This is a genomic window from Pseudotabrizicola algicola (assembly GCF_010915705.1).
GTDB classification, from domain to species: domain Bacteria; phylum Pseudomonadota; class Alphaproteobacteria; order Rhodobacterales; family Rhodobacteraceae; genus Pseudotabrizicola; species Pseudotabrizicola algicola.
This window is the reverse complement of record NZ_JAAIKE010000002.1, coordinates 612,609-628,545: the sequence shown is the minus strand read 5'-3', so window position 1 is coordinate 628,545 and position 15,937 is coordinate 612,609. Positions and strand designations below refer to the sequence as shown.

Genomic DNA, 15,937 nt, shown 5'->3' with positions numbered 1-15,937 from the left:
GCCTCACAATTTGACAGGTTGGCCAGAGCGCACCGACTCGTCGGCGGCAAGGCAGATGGCAAGCGACTGGATGGCATCCTGCATATGGCGGGACAGATCCAGATCTTCGGTAATCGCGCGCAGCATGAAGGCCTGCTCCCGCTCGCACAGGTCTTGATGCCCGGGCTCGTCGGCCATGTTCAGGTCTTCATCCGGCTGTCCGTTGCGATGCACCCGGATCACCGAGGTCTTGGTATGGGTGTCATGATCGTCCGACTTGGCCCCTTCCGGCATGCGGATAGACACGGCGCCCCTCGGGCTTACGACGTCTTTCACAAAAAATGCTGTGTCGGACATCATCGGACCCCAGCCTGCCTCGTACCAGCCAAGGCTGCCATCGGCGAACAACACCTGAAAATGGCCGTAGTTATACATGTCGGGCGCAATCTCGTCGGAAAGCCGAAGGCCCATGCCACGCACCTCCACCGGGCGTGCATCGGTGATCTGGCACATCACATCGACGTAATGCACCCCGCAATCGACGATGGGCGAGGTGCTTTGCATCAGCGTCTTGTGCACCTCCCATGTCGGGCCGCTGCTCTGCTGGTTCAGGTTCAACCGAAACACATAAGGCCCGCCAAGCGCCCGCGCCTCATCGATCAGCCGCATCCAGCTGGGGTGATGGCGAAGGATATAGCCCACCACCAGCTTCCGCCCGTTCGCCACGGCACAATCCACCACACGCCGCGCATCCGCCACCGTTCCGGCCAGCGGCTTTTCGACAAAGACATGCGCCCCCGCCTCCATCGCCGCGCAGGCATAGTCTGCGTGGCTGTCGGTGTAGGTCGAGATATTCACCAGATCGGGTTTCAGGCGCGCCAAGGCTTCGTGAAAATCCGGGGTGACCGGGTAGTCCGCCAGTTCCGGGTCCAGCCGCGGTGTGCTGCGGTTCACCATGCCGACAAGGTCAAACCCCGGATTCCGGTGATAGGCAAGCGCATGGCTGCGCCCCATCGTCCCAAGTCCCGCCACGAGTGTTCGGATCATTTCACAGCCCCCGCCGTAATGCCGCGGATCAACTGCCGCGAGAAGATGAGATACAGAACCAACACCGGCAGGATGGCGAGGCTCAGCGCCGCCAGAACCGCATTCCAGTTGGTGACAAACTGCCCGATGAACACCTGACTGCCCAGGGTGATGGTCTTCACCTCTTCTGCCGGAGCAAGGATCAGCGGGAACCACAGATCATTCCAGATCGGGATCATGGTAAAAACTGCCACGGTCGCCATCGCGGGCCGCACCAGCGGCAAGACGAGCGTGAAGAAAATCGCATACTCCGAAAGCCCGTCGATGCGTCCGGCGTTCTTCAGATCGTCAGACACGGTCTTCATGAACTCTGACAGGATGAACACCGCCAGCGGCAATCCTTGTGCGGTGTAGACGAGGATGAGCGCCGTGAGTGTATTGACCAGCCCGCCCGCCACCATGATCTGCAAGATGGCCACGGTGCCAAGCCGGATGGGAATCATGATGCCCAAGGCAAGATAAAGGCCCATCAGCAGGTTGCCCTTGAACCGGTATTCCGACAGCGCAAAAGCCGCCATCGCCCCGAACAGAAGTACAAAGAACAGGCTTGCGACGGTGACGATCATCGAGTTCTGGAAGTAGCCAAAGAAATCCCCCTGCTTGAGAACAGTGGTATATCCGACCAGGTCGAAATGCTGCGGCCAAGGCAGCGCCAGTGGGTCGGCAAAGATCGCGCGGCGGGATTTGAAGCTGTTCACGACAGTGACAAATACCGGGAAAAGGGCGATCACAGTCCATGTGATGAGGATGGCATGGGCAGCAATGGTGCGCCCTATGGATGTGCGTGCGCGTGCCATCAGAACTGGTACCTCCGCAACCGGGTCTGGATACCGAAGAGATAGATGCAGACCCCAAGCAGGATGATCCCGAACATCGCCCCCGCAATTGCCGAGCCCATGTAGGGATCGCCCAGTTGCAGCTGAAACCCGAAGAAGGTGCGATACAGGAAGGTGCCCAGAATATCGGTGCTGAAATCCGGCCCCGCCAGCGCGCCTTGCGCCACATAGATCAGATCAAAGGCGTTGAAGTTGCCTACAAAAGTCAGGATCGAGATGATCCCGATGCTCGGCAGGATCAGCGGCAACTTGATCTTCCAGAACTGGCTTGCCCCGGTAATCCCGTCCATTTCGGCGGCCTCCAGCACCTCGTCGGGGATCGACAGAAGGGCTGCATAGATCAGCATCATCGGTATGCCGACAAACTGCCAGACCGAGATCAGCGCCAGCGTGGTCAGCGCATACTCTTCCCGCCCCAGCCAAGGCGCAAACAGGCTTTTCAGTCCTACCAGATCCAGAAGCCCCGGCGCGATGCCCCAGATGGGCGACAGGATCAGCTTCCATACGAAACCGACGATCACGAAACTCAGGATGGTCGGAATGAAGATCGCGGTCCGGTAAAAGGCCGCCATGCGCAGTTTTGGCGTCGAAAGGATCGCTGCCAGGGCGATGCCGATGGGGTTTTGCACCAGCATGTGGATCAGGAAGAACCAGGCATTGTTGCCGAGGGCATTCCAGAAAGAGGCTGACCAGCGGGGGTCGCCAAAGAGCGTGGCAAAGTTCGCCAAGCCGACAAATTGCACTCCGTCAGGGCCTTTGTTGAACAGGGACAGGTTCAGCGTCCCGATCAGGGGTATGATCATGATTGCGGTATAGACCAAAACCGCAGGCGCAAGAAAAACGGCAATATGCCAGCGCACTGGCTTTCGCGCAGCCATGTCCTTCCCCTTTTCATCTGTTTGAAAATATCCTCGGGGTGGTCTGGAGGGGCAGACAGCCCCTCCAGTCCCGCAACTTCAGCCTGCGCTTACTTTTGGGGCTCGTACCAGCTTGCCAGCCCGTCTTGCAGCCGCTTGGCGGCATCGGCTGGGGTTTCCGACCCGCGGATCACGTTGGCCGACGCGTTCCAGGTCTCGTTCTCCAAGTTCGGCGTTCCGCGCGACAGGATCTGATAGGTCGACCGGATCGTTGGTTCGCACTTGCCGCGCCACGAGACGAATTCCTGCGCCAGCGGGTCTTGCATCTCTACCGGAGTGGAGTTCAGGCTGAAAAAGCCGGGCAGGGCGTTGGCATAAAGCGTCGCAAATTCGGGGCTTGCCACCCAATCCAGAAACACGCGCGCAGCCTCGGCATTCGGCGACTTGGCATTCAGACCGATCGCAATATCTGTGTGGTCGCTGATATAGCAGGTATCGCCCTCTGCGGCGACTGGCGGCGGGAAGGCCCCCATCTTGAAATCAGCCTGCGCGTTAAAGCCTGAAATTTCCCATGACCCTGCGGGATAGATCGCGGCACGGCCGAGGGTGAACAGGTTCTGGCTGTCCGGATAGGTTTGCGCTTCAAAGCCGTCGCCCAGATAATCCTTCCACTTTGCCAACTGCTCGAACGGGGCCACCCATTGCGGGTCTGTCAGCTTTTGCTCGCCTGCGATCAGGGCGCGGCGGCCCTCCTCACCCTTCCAGTAGTTCGGGCCAATGTTGTTGTATCCCATCGTCGCGGCTTCCCACTGGTCGTTGGTGCCCATCGCCATCGGAATATAGGTGCCATCCGCCTTGATCTTGTCGAGCGCGGCAAAGAATTCGGCTTCGGTGGCAGGAACCTCGATGCCAAGTTCGGCAAAGGCATCGGCGTTGTAGATGAACCCGTGGATGACCGACGCCATCGGCACGCAGAACGTCGCCGCGCCATCATCGGTCTGCCATGCCGATTTCGCCACATCCGAGAAATTGGCCATGCCCGCAAGATCGGTCAGATCGGCAAGATGGCCTTGGTTGAACAATTCCAGCGAAGCATCGAAGGGGCGGCAGGTGATCAGATCACCGGCGCTCCCCGCCGCCAGTTTCGAGTTCAGCGCGGCGTTGTACTCGGCCGGTGCAGAAGGCGCGAAAACCACCGAAATCTCAGGGTGCTGCGCGTTGAACGCGGGAATGATCGTGTCTTGCCAGATCGTCAGATCATCATTGCGCCAGCTTTCGATGGTCAACGTGGTCTGCGCAAGCGCCGGCCCGGCCAGCAGGGTGCTGGTCAACAGGGCAGTAAGATAGGTCTTGTTCATCGTCGTCTCCCGGTTGGTGGGCTTTTTGCCCGGTTGGTCTTTATTGGTTTTCAAGGAGCGCAGGGGCCAGATGCCCGCCGGTGCGGACAAGCGCCGCCTCGGCCTCGGGGCGGGTCATGCCCGTGGCCACCAGAATCGCCGGTTTTACGGCGCCCTCGGTTTCATCGAGTGCCGCCTGTGCCGCTGCGATGTCGGCGCCGGAAACAGCGGCCACGATGCGCGCGGCACGGTCCAGCAGTTTGATATTGTCTGCGGTCAGGTTGACCATGAACCCGTCATACACATGGCCCAGATGCAGCCCGACCAACACCGAGATCATGTTCAGTGCGATCTTCTGCGCCGATGCCGCCCCCATCCGGGTAGACCCGGTGATGATTTCGGGGCCGGTGTCCAGCACCACGGGAATGTCGGCCAGAGCCAAAAGATCGGCCTCCGCCGTGTTCGACAAACCGACAACGACGGCTCCGCGTGCCTTTGCCTCTTTTGCAACTGCAAGCGTATACGGTGTCCGCCCCGAGGCCGCGAGGCACAGGATGGTATCGCCCGCACCAATCTGTGCGCGGGCGATGTCGGCAAGCGCAAGCTTCGGATCATCCTCAACCCCGCCCTGCATGTGCAAAAGCGCCTCAACCCCGCCTGCGAACAGCATCGGAACGCGGTCAGGGGCGATACCGAATGTGCCGGGCAGTTCGAGACAATCGGCAAGCGCCATCAGGCCGGACGACCCTGCTCCGGCATAACCCATTTTCCCGCCAGCCCGCAGCGCCTGCGCGCCTGCCTGTGCGGCGGCTATGATCTGGGGAAAGGCCGGGGTCAGCGCGGCAATCGCTCCGTGCTGGCTTGCCAGGATCCGTGACAGAACATCAGCCCCCTGCGCGGCGTGAAGATTGGCCGACAAGATGTGGCGGCTTTCTGTCCTGCGCTCTGCCAACTGATTCTCTCCTTGCCCCCGTCTTGCCTAAGACAATGCCAAAACAATACCAATTGTAAAGAATTAAGTTGTGAACCCGCCATTTCGGCTCATAATGAGGCGACAGAAAGATACCACTTTCAAAATGGTATTGTTTTGGTATCTTGCCTGCAAAGGGGGAATCGGATGCAGCTTTTTCTGGGAATCGATGGCGGCGGTACCGGATGTCGGGCTGTGGTCGCCGATCAGGACGGGTTCATCCTCGGGCGTGGATTTGGTGGCCCCGCAAACATTGCCTCGGCTCCCGATGCGGCGCGTGACAGCATTTTGGCGGCAACGCATGCGGCAATGTCGGCTGCGCTGGGCGCTAAGCCTTCGGCGCAGGATTTGTCGTCCCTGCGCGCGGGTCTGGGTGTGGCGGGGGCAAACGCCGCCGGTGCCGCGGGCCGACTCAGGCTTGCGCTTCCGTTTGCTCGGGCGCGTATTGAAACAGATGCCGTGGCCGCCGCGCTTGGCGCCTTGGCCGGGTCAGACGGCATTGTCGCGGCGATGGGCACGGGCTCGGTTTTTGCTGTCCGGCAGGGGGATAAGATCCGCTGTTTTGGCGGCTGGGGTCTGGTTCTGGGGGATGAGGGCAGCGGCGCATGGCTTGGGCGCGCGGCGCTGTCACGGGCCTTGCGCGCAACCGACGGTTTAGAAGGCATGACTCCGTTTCTGGCGCAACTTCTGCAGGACCATGGCGGCGCGGCGGGCATTGTCAGCTTTGCACAATCCGCGCTCCCGACCGATTTTGCAGCGCTTGCGCCGTCGATCGTGCAGTCGGATGACCCTGCCGCACAGGCCATCTGGGCACAGGCCACGGCAGACGTCGCCACCGTTCTGTCCCATCTGGTGGCATTGGCACCCTTGCCGGTGACCTTCATCGGCGGCCTCGGTTCCAGCTATGCCGCTGCCCTGACGCAGTTTGCGCAGGTTGCGCCAAAGGGTTCGGCGCTTGACGGAGCGCTGCTTTTAGCCAGAGAGGCGGGATGATGGACACGATCTTTTCTCCGGCAGGCTTCGAAGAGTCCGGCTCTGGGCCGCTCTATCTTCAACTCCAGAGGCGGCTCGTGGATGCCATCACTTCGGGTCGGCTGGCGGCTGGGGACAGCCTGCCTGCGGAACGTGACATGGCCAGCATGACAGGGCTGTCGCGGGTGACGGTTCGCAAGGCAGTGCAAGCGCTTGTGGCGAATGGCCAGCTTGTGCAGCGGCGGGGATCGGGCACTTTTGTGGCTCCAAAGGTGGAACGGCTGGAACAGGCATTGTCTTTGCTGACCTCGTTCACGGAAGACATGGCGCGCCGTGGGAAATCGGTGGAATCCGTCTGGCTGTCACGGCAGGTCGTGACGCCCTCACCCGAAGAGGTGATGGCACTTGGTCTTGGCATCGGGGACCGCGTTGCGCGGCTGGAGCGTGTGCGCCGTTCCGATGATGTGCCACTGGCCATCGAGCGTGCCTCGCTGTCAACGGCGACCTTGCCTGATCCCGGGATGGTGGAGACCAGTCTCTACGCCATTCTGGAATCGCGCGGCCTGCGGCCTGTCCGGGCCGTGCAGCGCATTTCGGCGGCCAATCTTGGCGGCAGAGATGCCGAGTTGCTGGGTGTGCCAATCGGCGCGGCGGGGCTTCGAATTGAACGTATCGGCTATTTGCCATCGGGCCGGGTGGTTGAATTCACCCGCTCACTCTATCGCGGTGATGCCTATGACTTTGCCGTGGAACTGACCCTGTCGCCGCAAGGCGGCCCATCGGAAAGGACACCGACATGACCCAAACGCATATGGCACGCGAAGTGGCAGAGATTCCGGCCGCCGTCGCGCGATTTCTGGCGCAAAGTGGCCCTGCGGTGCAAGACGCGGCACAGGCCATGCAAGCCCTCGACCCAAGGCTGATTGTGACCGTGGCCCGCGGGTCTTCGGATCATGCGGCGACTTATCTCAAATACGCTGTCGAGTTGATGGCGGGGGTGCCTGTCGCCTCGGTCGGCCCTTCTGTTGCGTCGATCTATGGGCGCCCGCTCCGGCTGGACGGGGCGGTTTGCGTTGGCATTTCCCAATCCGGCCAAAGCCCCGACATTGTCGAGATGATGCGCGCGGGTCGCAGTGGCGGGGCTCTGTCCGTTGCCATCACAAACTTTGCCGACAGCCCTATGGGAGCGGCCTCGAACCATTGCCTTCCCTTGCAGGCAGGGGTGGAGCAGAGCGTTGCGGCAACCAAGACCTTTGTGGTCTCGGTCTTGGCTGGCCTGACGCTCGTGGCGGAATGGCAGCAGGACAATGACCTGCGCCGCGCCATCGCAGCCTTGCCCGATGCGCTGGAAAAGGCGCTGCATCTGGATTGGTCGCCCTTGGCCGCACGCCTTTCGCGCGCCAATTCGGCCTATGTTCTGGGGCGCGGTCCTGCCTTTGCCATCGCGAACGAATGCGCGCTGAAGTTCAAGGAAACCTGCGGTCTCCATGCTGAATCCTATTCCGCCGCCGAGGTTCTCCACGGCCCCGCCGCGATTGTTCAGGCGCAGTTTCCCGTTCTGGCCTTGGGCGTGGCGGATGCCGCCCTGCCGCATGTGATCACCACGGCCGAGCGACTGGCTGCGCAGGGTGCAGATGTGTTCCTGACGGGCGCAGCGGGCAAGGGTGTCACACAGCTTCCCTCGGTGCCGGACCTGCATCCTTTGGTTGCCCCGCTAGTGCTTGCCACCGGCTTTTACAGCTTTGTCGAGGGCCTTGCCCGTCGCCGCGGATTTGACCCCGACACGCCGCCGCATCTGCGCAAGGTGACGGAGACTGTCTGATGACCACCGCTTTCATCGGCGCGCGGATTTTTGATGGCGTCCTTCTGCACGATGATGCGGTTCTTGTCATCGAGAACGGCGAGGTGGTGGAGCTTGCCGCCTCGGTGCCTGCGGGGGCCGAAGTGACGGATCTGGGCGGGGGCATCCTCTCGCCCGGTCTGCTTGATCTGCAGGTGAATGGCGGTGGCGGGTATATGGTCGATGGAAGGGCAGGCGTGCAGACCTTGTGCGCCATCTGCCAGACACACGCCCGTATGGGAACGACGGGCATTCTGCCGACCCTCATCACCGACACCTTCGATGCAACCGCCCATCTGATAGAGGCCGGTATTGCCGCAATCGGGGTGCAGGGCTTTCTGGGCCTGCATCTGGAAGGCCCGCATCTGGACCCGCGACGCAAGGGTGCCCATGATCCGGCATTGATCCGCCCGATGGAGGATCGCGATCTTCGGCTCCTGATCCGCGCCGCCCAGCGCCTGCCCGCGCTTATGGTGACTGTGGCCCCATCCGCCGTGCTCCCCGAACAGATCGAGGCCTTGGCCGCTGCGGGTGCGGTTGTCAGCCTTGGCCATTCGGAATGCACCTATGCCGAAGCGGAAGCAGCCATCGCAGCGGGTGCGCGCTGTGCCACGCATCTGTTCAATGCGATGAGCCAGCTCGGCAACCGGGAGCCGGGGCTGGTCGGCGCAGTGCTGAGCCACGACATTGCCGCAGGGATCATCGCAGATACCATTCACGTTGCTCCTGCCACACTGCGGATTGCGCTGTCATCACGTCCGGACGGGTTGTTTCTGGTATCGGATTGCATGGCCGCTGCCGGAACGGACCAGACAGAGTTTACGCTTGGAGGGCGCAAGATTTTGCGCCAAGGCGGCAGACTGACGTTGCAGGACGGCACCCTTGCGGGGGCTGATCTCAGCCTCCCGCAGGCAGTCTCGACTATGGTTCACAAGATCGGCCTTTCGCCGGAAAAGGCTTTGGCGATGGCGACACGCGCGCCTGCACAGGTGATCGGGCGTGAAGATCTGGGGCAGCTAACGGCAGGTGCGCGGGCCGATCTGGTGCATCTGAGCCCGGCGTTCGATGTGCTGGCGGTTTGGCAGGGCGGAGAGCGCAGGGTCTAATCCTGCCGTTTCCAGCGCTCGCCCGCCTGTTCTGCGGTGTAATAGCCCAAACGGATGTCCTCAGCGATCCTTGCCGGATCACGCCATGCCGGATCGCCAAAACCGCCCCCGCCGGGGGTGCGCACCCGCACCCTGTCGCCCGGTTGAAGCAAGATATCTTGTGCCTTGGAAAGATGCGGTGGCACAAAAACAGTGTCCCGCTGCATCACCTCGACACGGTTCACGGCCCCATCCTGACCGCCAAGCGCGCCCAAAGGCCCCGTGCGCCCGTGATCCATAACAAAGCTTGCGCGGGCTTCACCCCGCAGCAGTTCGATCTCGTAGTCCAGACCGAAGCCGCCCCGTTGCTGGCCGGCACCGCCGCTGCCCTCGTGCAGGGCGTAACGGCGATAGAGCACAGGAAACTTCTGCTCCATGATTTCAACCGGTGGCGCCTTCGAAATGCCGATGGTCGAGCAGCCGTTCGACAGCCCGTCATGGTCGGCATTGCCACCATAACCGCCCCCGGAAATCTGATACATGACGTAGCTTTGCCCAGAGGCTGGATCAAACCCGCCCAGACCGAAATTGCCGCTTGTTCCTGCGGGTGCGGCAGGCACGCGATCAGGAATGGCTTGCACCAAGGCGGCGAAAACCGCTTCGGCGATGCGCTGGCTGACTTCCGCCGCGCAGCCAGAGACGGGCCGCGGGTATTGGGCATCCAGAAACGTGCCTTCCAGTCCGACGACCTGAAGCGGCTCGAACGCACCTGCGCTGATAGGAACATCGGGGAAGATATGACGCATCGCCAGATACACTGACGAAAGCGTGGTCGCCCGAACCGAATTCATCGGCCCCATGCAGGGGGGGGAGCTTTTGGAGAAATCGAACAGCAGACCCTGACCGGATTTGGACACGGTGACGGTGATGTTCAGCGGCGCATCGACAACGCCATCTGAGTCGACAATGGCCGTTGCGCTGTAATCTCCGTCCGGGATCAGGTCTATCATCGCCCGCATCTGCTGCGCGGCGCGGGTGCGCATTTCCTCAATTGCGGCTGAAACCGTGGCATCGCCATAGCGGTCGAGCAGAACCGCCAGCCGATCAGCCCCGACCATAAGCGCACTGGCCTGCGCCTGCACGTCACCGATCCGCTGATCGGAGACCCGGATGTTAGAGCAGATGATCTGCCAGATTTCTGTATCCAGCACGCCCTTCTTGAACAGTTTTACCGGAGGAATCCGCAGCCCTTCCTGTTCGGCGCTGATGGCGCTGGCACTGAAACCGCCTGGCACCATCCCCCCGGTGTCTGGCCAGTGGCCGGTATTCGACAGCCAGCAGAAAATGCGCCCGTCGCGCCAGACCGGCATGGCAAAACGCACATCCATCAGATGAGTGCCCCCGAGATAGGGATCATTCACCATATAGATGTCGCCCTGTTCGGGGGCCGGCGTCACGCCGCTTTTGATGCGCTGCAAGATGCTCCGCGTCGAAAACTGCATGACACCCACAAAAACCGGAAGTCCTTTGGACCCTTGCGCGATCAGGCTGCCGTCTTCGGCACTATAGATGCCGTCAGATCTGTCGTCCGCCTCTGCAATGACAGGGGAAAACGCAGCGCGGCTGAAACTAAGGTCCATTTCATCGCAGACTTGCTGCAATCCGGCCTGAATCACTGCGAGCGTGACGGGGTCAATCATGCCGAACCTCGACAATCAAGTTGCCATCGGGATCAGAGGTGACATGGCAGTCCGGCTCGATCATCACCGTGGTGTCCATCTGCTCGATGATCGCGGGGCCACTCAGCGAAAGGGAAAGCGGCAAATGATCCCGCCAATAAACCGGCGTGTGAACCCAGCTCCCGTCAAACCACACCTGCCGCCATTCCGAAGGCACCGCTTCGGCCCGCCGCTCTGATCGGTCTATCAGCGCCGACAGGTCCATCTCCGGCCTCTCCCCGATGACAGAGACGTTCAGGTTCACCAGATTGGCCTTGATGCTGGGCAGGTCGACACGAAAGCGCTGGTGATAAGCCTCTTCGAACAGGCGCTGCAGATCTTGTCTTGACGGTTGGCCATGTGGCAACGCCACCCGCATCAGATGCGTCTGCCCCACAAACTGCATGTCGGCGGAATACTCGGCACGAACGTTGACCAGACGGATGTTTTCCGCCCCGATCAACTTGCGCCCCTCTGCCTCCTGCTCGGCAAAAATGGCATGCACAGTGTCTATATCCACCCGATCAACCGGCTGGTTAAGCGTGCGCACAAAGTCTTGGCGCAGGTCCGCCACCACACAGCCCAGCGCATTCGTAATGCCCGGTCGTGCCGGAATAAGCACGGTTGGCACCGCCAGTTCACGCGCCAGAGCCACAGCATGTAACGGGCCGGCACCGCCAAAAGCAAAAAGCGCGAAATCCCTCGGATCGGCCCCCACAGAAAGCGAGACCATTCGAATGGCACCGGCCATATGGGTATTGGCTATACGCACCACAGCTTCGGCTGCCTGTTCCACGCTCAGCCCGAGGGGCGCGGCGATCTGTTCGGCCATCGCCTCCCGCGCCGCCAGCGCCGCTTGCCCGAACCGGCCAGCGGGCAGGCGGCCCAACAGCAGATTGGCATCGGAAATCGTCACTTTGGTGCCGCCGCGCCCGTAACAGATCGGGCCGGGGCTGGACCCTGCGCTTTCCGGCCCCACCCGCAGCATGCCCCCTGCATCAATCCGCGCAATAGACCCGCCGCCCGCCCCGACTGTGCGCACATCCACCATCGGCACGTGGATCGGCATGGCATATTCAACCTCGATCTCGTTCGACACGGGCGCCCGCCCGTTGCGGATCATCGCGACATCGGTCGATGTGCCGCCCATGTCATAGGTAAGAAGATTCATCCGGCCCGCACGCCGTCCGGTCGCGATGGCAGCCATCACCCCTGAGGCGGGCCCCGACATGACGGTTTTCACCGCTTCTTTCGAGACGGTTCTGGCCGAAACCATACCGCCGTTGCCATTCATCACCAAAAGGTCACGCCGATACCCGCGGTCGGCCAGTTTGTCGGCAAGACGGGTGACATAGCGTTCCAGCAGCGGCTGGACGCTTGCATTGACAGCCGCCGTCACCCCCCGCTCGTATTCGCGGCTTTCCGACAGCAGTGAATGTCCGGTCGTGATATACGCGTTCGGCCAGACTTCGGCGACGATCTGGGCCGCGCGCAGTTCATGGCTGGGGTTGGCATAGGCATGCAGAAAGTGGATCACCACAGCCTCGCATCCCATCTCGATCAGGGTCTGTGCCGCCGATCTGACTGCGGTTTCGTCCAGTGCGGTAAGAACGGTGCCGCGCGCGTCCATACGTTCCGGCACTTCAAGCCGCAAATCGCGCGGGATGATGGGAACGAAGCGTCCTGTCATGCCGTAGGCCTTTGGCCGGGTGCGGCGGCCCAGCTCGAAAACATCACGAAAGCCGAACGTGGTGATCAGTCCGGTTCTGGCCAGCGCCCTTTCCAAGACGGCATTGGTCGTCGTGGTCGTGCCATGCACGATCAGATCAATCTCTTCCAGCGCAGCCCCGGCCTCGTCCAAAGCGTTCAAAACGCCGGGGGCCTGGTTGGGCAAGGTCGTGGGCACTTTTGCCAGGCGCACCGAGCCTGTCGCCGGATCGACGATAACCAGATCGGTAAAGGTGCCGCCCACATCGATACCTGCCACTAGCCCCGGCATCACACCCCCACAAACTGCTGAAACAGGGTCGAATCCGCTGTCAAATCTGCCCGCTCTGCGACATGTTCCACGCGGCCATGTGCCATGAAGGCGACTTTATCAGCGATGCGAAGAACGGTATCGACCCGTTGTTCGACAAGCAGCGTCGCAAGGCCGGTTTCCCGCAGGCGCAGCACCGTCTCTCGGATGAGAGAAATCATCGAAGGCTGTAGCCCCTCGCTTGGTTCATCCAGCAAGAGAACCTGCGGCTCCAGACACAGGGCGCGCGCGATGGCCAGCATCTGCTGCTCGCCGCCCGAGAGGGTGCTGGCCACCTGATCGAGCCGCTCGCGCAGCCGCGGGAAGAGGTCCAATACGAATTCCCGCCTGTGCAGACCCTTTTTGCGCGTCAATAGACCCACATCGATGTTCTCCGCCACTGTCAGCGGCCCAAAAAGGCGCCGCCCCTGCGGCACATAGGCGACGCCGTGCAAGGGGACCTTATGGGCCGGCAGTGTGTGGAGCGCTGCATCGCCCAGCAGGATCTGGCCAGACTGCACCGGAACAAGGCCCATGATCGCGCGCATCAGCGTCGACTTGCCCGCACCATTCCGCCCCATGATGCAGGTAACCTGTCCGGGCTGCGCCTGAAACGACAGATCCCGCAAGACTGTGACAGGGCCGTAGCCTGCCGTGATGCCTTCAACCCGCAGCATCGTCGCCCCCCAGATAGGCTTCCTGAACGGCTCTGTTCTGGCGGATTTGTGTCGGTGTCCCGATGGCCAAGACCTGACCGAAGTTCAGCACCGTAATGCGATGGGCCAGATCCATCACCACATCCATGTTGTGTTCTATCAGCAAGATCGTGGTGTTCGGCACCAAAGACCGGATCAGGGTCTTGAACCCGTCGATCTCGCCCGAGGCAAGGCCCTGCGTCGGCTCGTCCAGTATCAGCACAAGGGGTTTCAGCGCGAGGCCCATAGCCACCTCCAGCAGGCGCTGGTGGCCGTAAGACAATGTGCCTGCAATTGCCTGCTCCAGCCCTGTCAGTCCCACCTTCGCCAAGGCTTCGGCCACGCCCTCGGCCACGTTGCCAGCGCTATGGCTTTGCGATGCCAGTGCCACGTTGTCGAACACGGACAAACGAGGATAGACCGAGGTGATCTGGAAGGTATAGGCCACGCCCTTGCGCACGCGCTGATGCGCGGGCAATTGCGTGATGTCTTCTCCTTGCAGCCGGATGGTGCCCGACTGCACCGGAACCCGGCCGGAAAGCAGGCTGACAAAGGTTGTTTTTCCGGCGCCATTGGGTCCAATCAGACCGTGGATTTCACCGCTTTCCAGCGTGAAGTCTACGCCATCCACCGCGCGCAACCCGCCAAAACACCGTGTCAGGCCTTTGGCCTCGATCATGGCAGCCATTGCAGCACCCTTTCGCGCAAGCTGCCAAGGATGCCCTTGGGCGCGAACAGCACCAAGGCAACCAAGGCCGCCCCGACGACAAAGAAATAGGCATCGGTATAACCGCTTGTGATATCGATCAGATAGAACATCAAAAGCGCCCCGAGAAACGGGCCAAGCACCGTGCCGGCGCCGCCGAGCAGCACATAAAGCATGGGCAGAATGGAGTATTGGATCGTGGCAAAGCTGCCACCCACATAGCCAAAGAGCAGCCCGTAAGCCGCACCCGCCCCGCCGGCATAAACCCCGGACAGGATCAGTGTGATCAGTTTGACGCGGAAGGGGTCATAGCCAAGCATGCGGCTGCGCTCTTCATTCTCGCGCATGGCAACCATCACGCGGCCAAAAGGCGATCGCACCAGCCATAAACACAGCAGCAGGCCCGCGGCAAACAGCACGAAGGCGGCGATGAAACGGGGCGTGTCAGATGCAAGATCAAAGCCGAACAGCACCCTTGCGCTGCGTGCAACGACAAAGCCTTCGTCGCCACCTGTCCAACTGTTCAGGTAAAGCAGCGTCAGATATCCGGCCTGTGCGAACATCAGGGTCACGATCATGAAGCTGACCCCTGCCGTGCGGAGGGCCAAGATCCCGACCAGCCCCGCCATCACTCCGCCCGCCAACAGCCCGAGGATAAGGGCGGGAAAGGCGGCCACCTCCAGATGCCAGATCGGCAGGCCCATTCCATATAGACCGGCTGCAAAAAACAGCGCGTGGCCCAGCGACAACAAGCCGGTGTAGCCAAAGGCAAGGTTGTAGCCCATCGCAAAGACGGCAAGCACCATAATCCGCGCCAGATTGGTGGCGTGATAGGACGGCAGCACGAATTGCGCCAGAAACACCAAAGCAAGAACAAGGAGGTGAAGGCCCCAAGCCTTTGTTCCCGCACTCATGCCCGCGCTCCGAACAAGCCCTGCGGCCGGAACACAAGCACCAGCGCCACAAGCAGCGTGGCGATGATCTTGGCCAGAGTCGGGGAAAAGAACATGCTGATGATTCCGTCCGACAGCCCGATGACGAGCGCCGCCACCAAAGTGCCGCGGATAGAGCCGAGGCCGCCAATGATCACCACGATGAAGGACAGCAGCAGTGGGTCATGCCCCATAAGGTAATGCGCCTGCTGGATCGGAACGATCAACACCGCCGCCGCCGCCGCAAGGGCCCCGCCCAAGGCAAAAGTGCCAGCATAGACCCTGTCGACATTGATGCCAAAGGCCTGAGCCGTCTCGCGGTCCACCTGTGTGGCGCGCATGACCAGGCCGGCCTTGGTGCGCGTCATGAAAAGCCAGACCGCCAGAAGGATTGCCAAGGCCGCCGCCACCACAAAGAGTTTGTAGCCGGAATAGCCGAACCACGGCAGTTGGATACGCCACTGGAAGGGAGCCACCACCGGACGCGCGTCGGGGCCGTAAAAGGTAAGGGCGGCCTGCTGCAACATGTAAAGCAGCCCGATGGTCGCCACGATTGTCGCTTCGGGGTCGTAGTTCAGGCGTTTCAGGATGAGCGTATCCATCAGCGCGGCAATCGCCGCCACCAAAAGCGGAGCGATGATCAGGGCGGCCAACCATCCCATCGCGGGGGGCAAGGGAAGGTAAAAGGTGACGAACCAAGCAATGACCGCGCCCAGCATGTAAAGCTCGCCATGCGCGACATTGACCACCCGCATGACTCCGAAGACCAGCGAAAGCCCCACCGCAGTCAGCGCGAGCACAGCCGCCATGACGGTGCCTTCCAGCACGGCGAGCAAAAGAAACGGGCCAAAACTCATCTGCGCACGCGTGTCCCCCAGCCATCCACCCCCTCGCAGCGCCTCTGCGA

15 protein-coding genes are annotated in these 15,937 nt (G+C 61.6%); 4 read left to right on the top strand and 11 right to left on the bottom strand.

The features are described 5' to 3' along the window. Positions 1-3 precede the first annotated feature (3 nt). From G3572_RS09550 to G3572_RS09530, 5 genes are all read right to left on the bottom strand, one after another. Positions 4-1,026 (bottom strand): Gfo/Idh/MocA family protein, encoded by a 1,023-nt coding sequence (locus tag G3572_RS09550; protein ID WP_205518655.1) that lies wholly within the window; start codon positions 1,024-1,026, stop codon positions 4-6. Further along, positions 1,023-1,862 (bottom strand): carbohydrate ABC transporter permease, encoded by an 840-nt coding sequence (locus G3572_RS09545; RefSeq protein ID WP_164611129.1) that lies wholly within the window; start codon positions 1,860-1,862, stop codon positions 1,023-1,025. Before G3572_RS09545 ends, G3572_RS09550 begins: the two co-directional genes overlap by 4 nt. Continuing rightward, positions 1,862-2,779, bottom strand: a complete 918-nt coding sequence (locus tag G3572_RS09540) for a carbohydrate ABC transporter permease (protein WP_164611127.1) — start codon at positions 2,777-2,779, stop codon at positions 1,862-1,864. Before G3572_RS09540 ends, G3572_RS09545 begins: the two co-directional genes overlap by 1 nt. 89 nt (positions 2,780-2,868) lie before the next feature. After that, positions 2,869-4,116, bottom strand: coding sequence for an ABC transporter substrate-binding protein (locus G3572_RS09535; RefSeq protein WP_164611125.1), 1,248 nt, complete (start codon positions 4,114-4,116; stop codon positions 2,869-2,871). A gap of 40 nt (positions 4,117-4,156) precedes the next feature. Then, entirely contained in the window at positions 4,157-5,047 is an 891-nt protein-coding gene (locus G3572_RS09530) for an N-acetylmuramic acid 6-phosphate etherase (protein ID WP_164611123.1), read from the bottom strand. 165 nt (positions 5,048-5,212) lie between these two features. On the opposite strand from G3572_RS09530, the gene G3572_RS09525 reads away from it, so the two are divergent. The 4 genes from G3572_RS09525 to nagA are packed head-to-tail and all read left to right on the top strand — an operon-like array spanning position 5,213 to position 8,983. Beyond that, on the top strand, positions 5,213-6,058 hold the full coding sequence (locus G3572_RS09525; protein WP_164611121.1) for a glucosamine kinase nucleotide-binding domain-containing protein: 846 nt from the start codon (positions 5,213-5,215) through the stop codon (positions 6,056-6,058). Continuing rightward, on the top strand, positions 6,058-6,837 hold the full coding sequence (locus G3572_RS09520) for a GntR family transcriptional regulator (RefSeq protein ID WP_164611334.1): 780 nt from the start codon (positions 6,058-6,060) through the stop codon (positions 6,835-6,837). Before G3572_RS09525 ends, G3572_RS09520 begins: the two co-directional genes overlap by 1 nt. Beyond that, on the top strand, positions 6,834-7,859 hold the full coding sequence (locus G3572_RS09515; protein WP_164611119.1) for an SIS domain-containing protein: 1,026 nt from the start codon (positions 6,834-6,836) through the stop codon (positions 7,857-7,859). Before G3572_RS09520 ends, G3572_RS09515 begins: the two co-directional genes overlap by 4 nt. Then, complete coding sequence (nagA, locus tag G3572_RS09510; RefSeq protein WP_164611117.1) at positions 7,859-8,983, top strand: N-acetylglucosamine-6-phosphate deacetylase; 1,125 nt, start codon at positions 7,859-7,861, stop codon at positions 8,981-8,983. Before G3572_RS09515 ends, nagA begins: the two co-directional genes overlap by 1 nt. On the opposite strand, the gene G3572_RS09505 is transcribed toward nagA, so the two are convergent. From G3572_RS09505 to G3572_RS09480, 6 genes are read right to left on the bottom strand one after another with little or no spacing between them, the layout of a single operon-like run. Next, positions 8,980-10,662, bottom strand: coding sequence for a hydantoinase B/oxoprolinase family protein (locus G3572_RS09505; protein WP_164611115.1), 1,683 nt, complete (start codon positions 10,660-10,662; stop codon positions 8,980-8,982). The two genes, nagA and G3572_RS09505, sit on opposite strands and share 4 nt — an antisense overlap. Next, a complete protein-coding gene (locus tag G3572_RS09500) occupies positions 10,655-12,679 on the bottom strand; it encodes a hydantoinase/oxoprolinase family protein (RefSeq protein ID WP_164611113.1) in 2,025 nt (674 codons plus the stop codon). Before G3572_RS09500 ends, G3572_RS09505 begins: the two co-directional genes overlap by 8 nt. Next, positions 12,679-13,374, bottom strand: a complete 696-nt coding sequence (locus G3572_RS09495; protein WP_164611111.1) for an ABC transporter ATP-binding protein — start codon at positions 13,372-13,374, stop codon at positions 12,679-12,681. The genes G3572_RS09500 and G3572_RS09495 overlap by 1 nt, the downstream gene beginning before the upstream one ends. Further along, on the bottom strand, positions 13,361-14,080 hold the full coding sequence (locus G3572_RS09490) for an ABC transporter ATP-binding protein (protein ID WP_164611109.1): 720 nt from the start codon (positions 14,078-14,080) through the stop codon (positions 13,361-13,363). Before G3572_RS09490 ends, G3572_RS09495 begins: the two co-directional genes overlap by 14 nt. Beyond that, positions 14,068-15,012, bottom strand: coding sequence for a branched-chain amino acid ABC transporter permease (locus G3572_RS09485; RefSeq protein WP_164611107.1), 945 nt, complete (start codon positions 15,010-15,012; stop codon positions 14,068-14,070). The genes G3572_RS09490 and G3572_RS09485 overlap by 13 nt, the downstream gene beginning before the upstream one ends. Then, a complete protein-coding gene (locus tag G3572_RS09480; protein WP_164611332.1) occupies positions 15,009-15,887 on the bottom strand; it encodes a branched-chain amino acid ABC transporter permease in 879 nt (292 codons plus the stop codon). The genes G3572_RS09485 and G3572_RS09480 overlap by 4 nt, the downstream gene beginning before the upstream one ends. Positions 15,888-15,937: the final 50 nt, after the last annotated feature.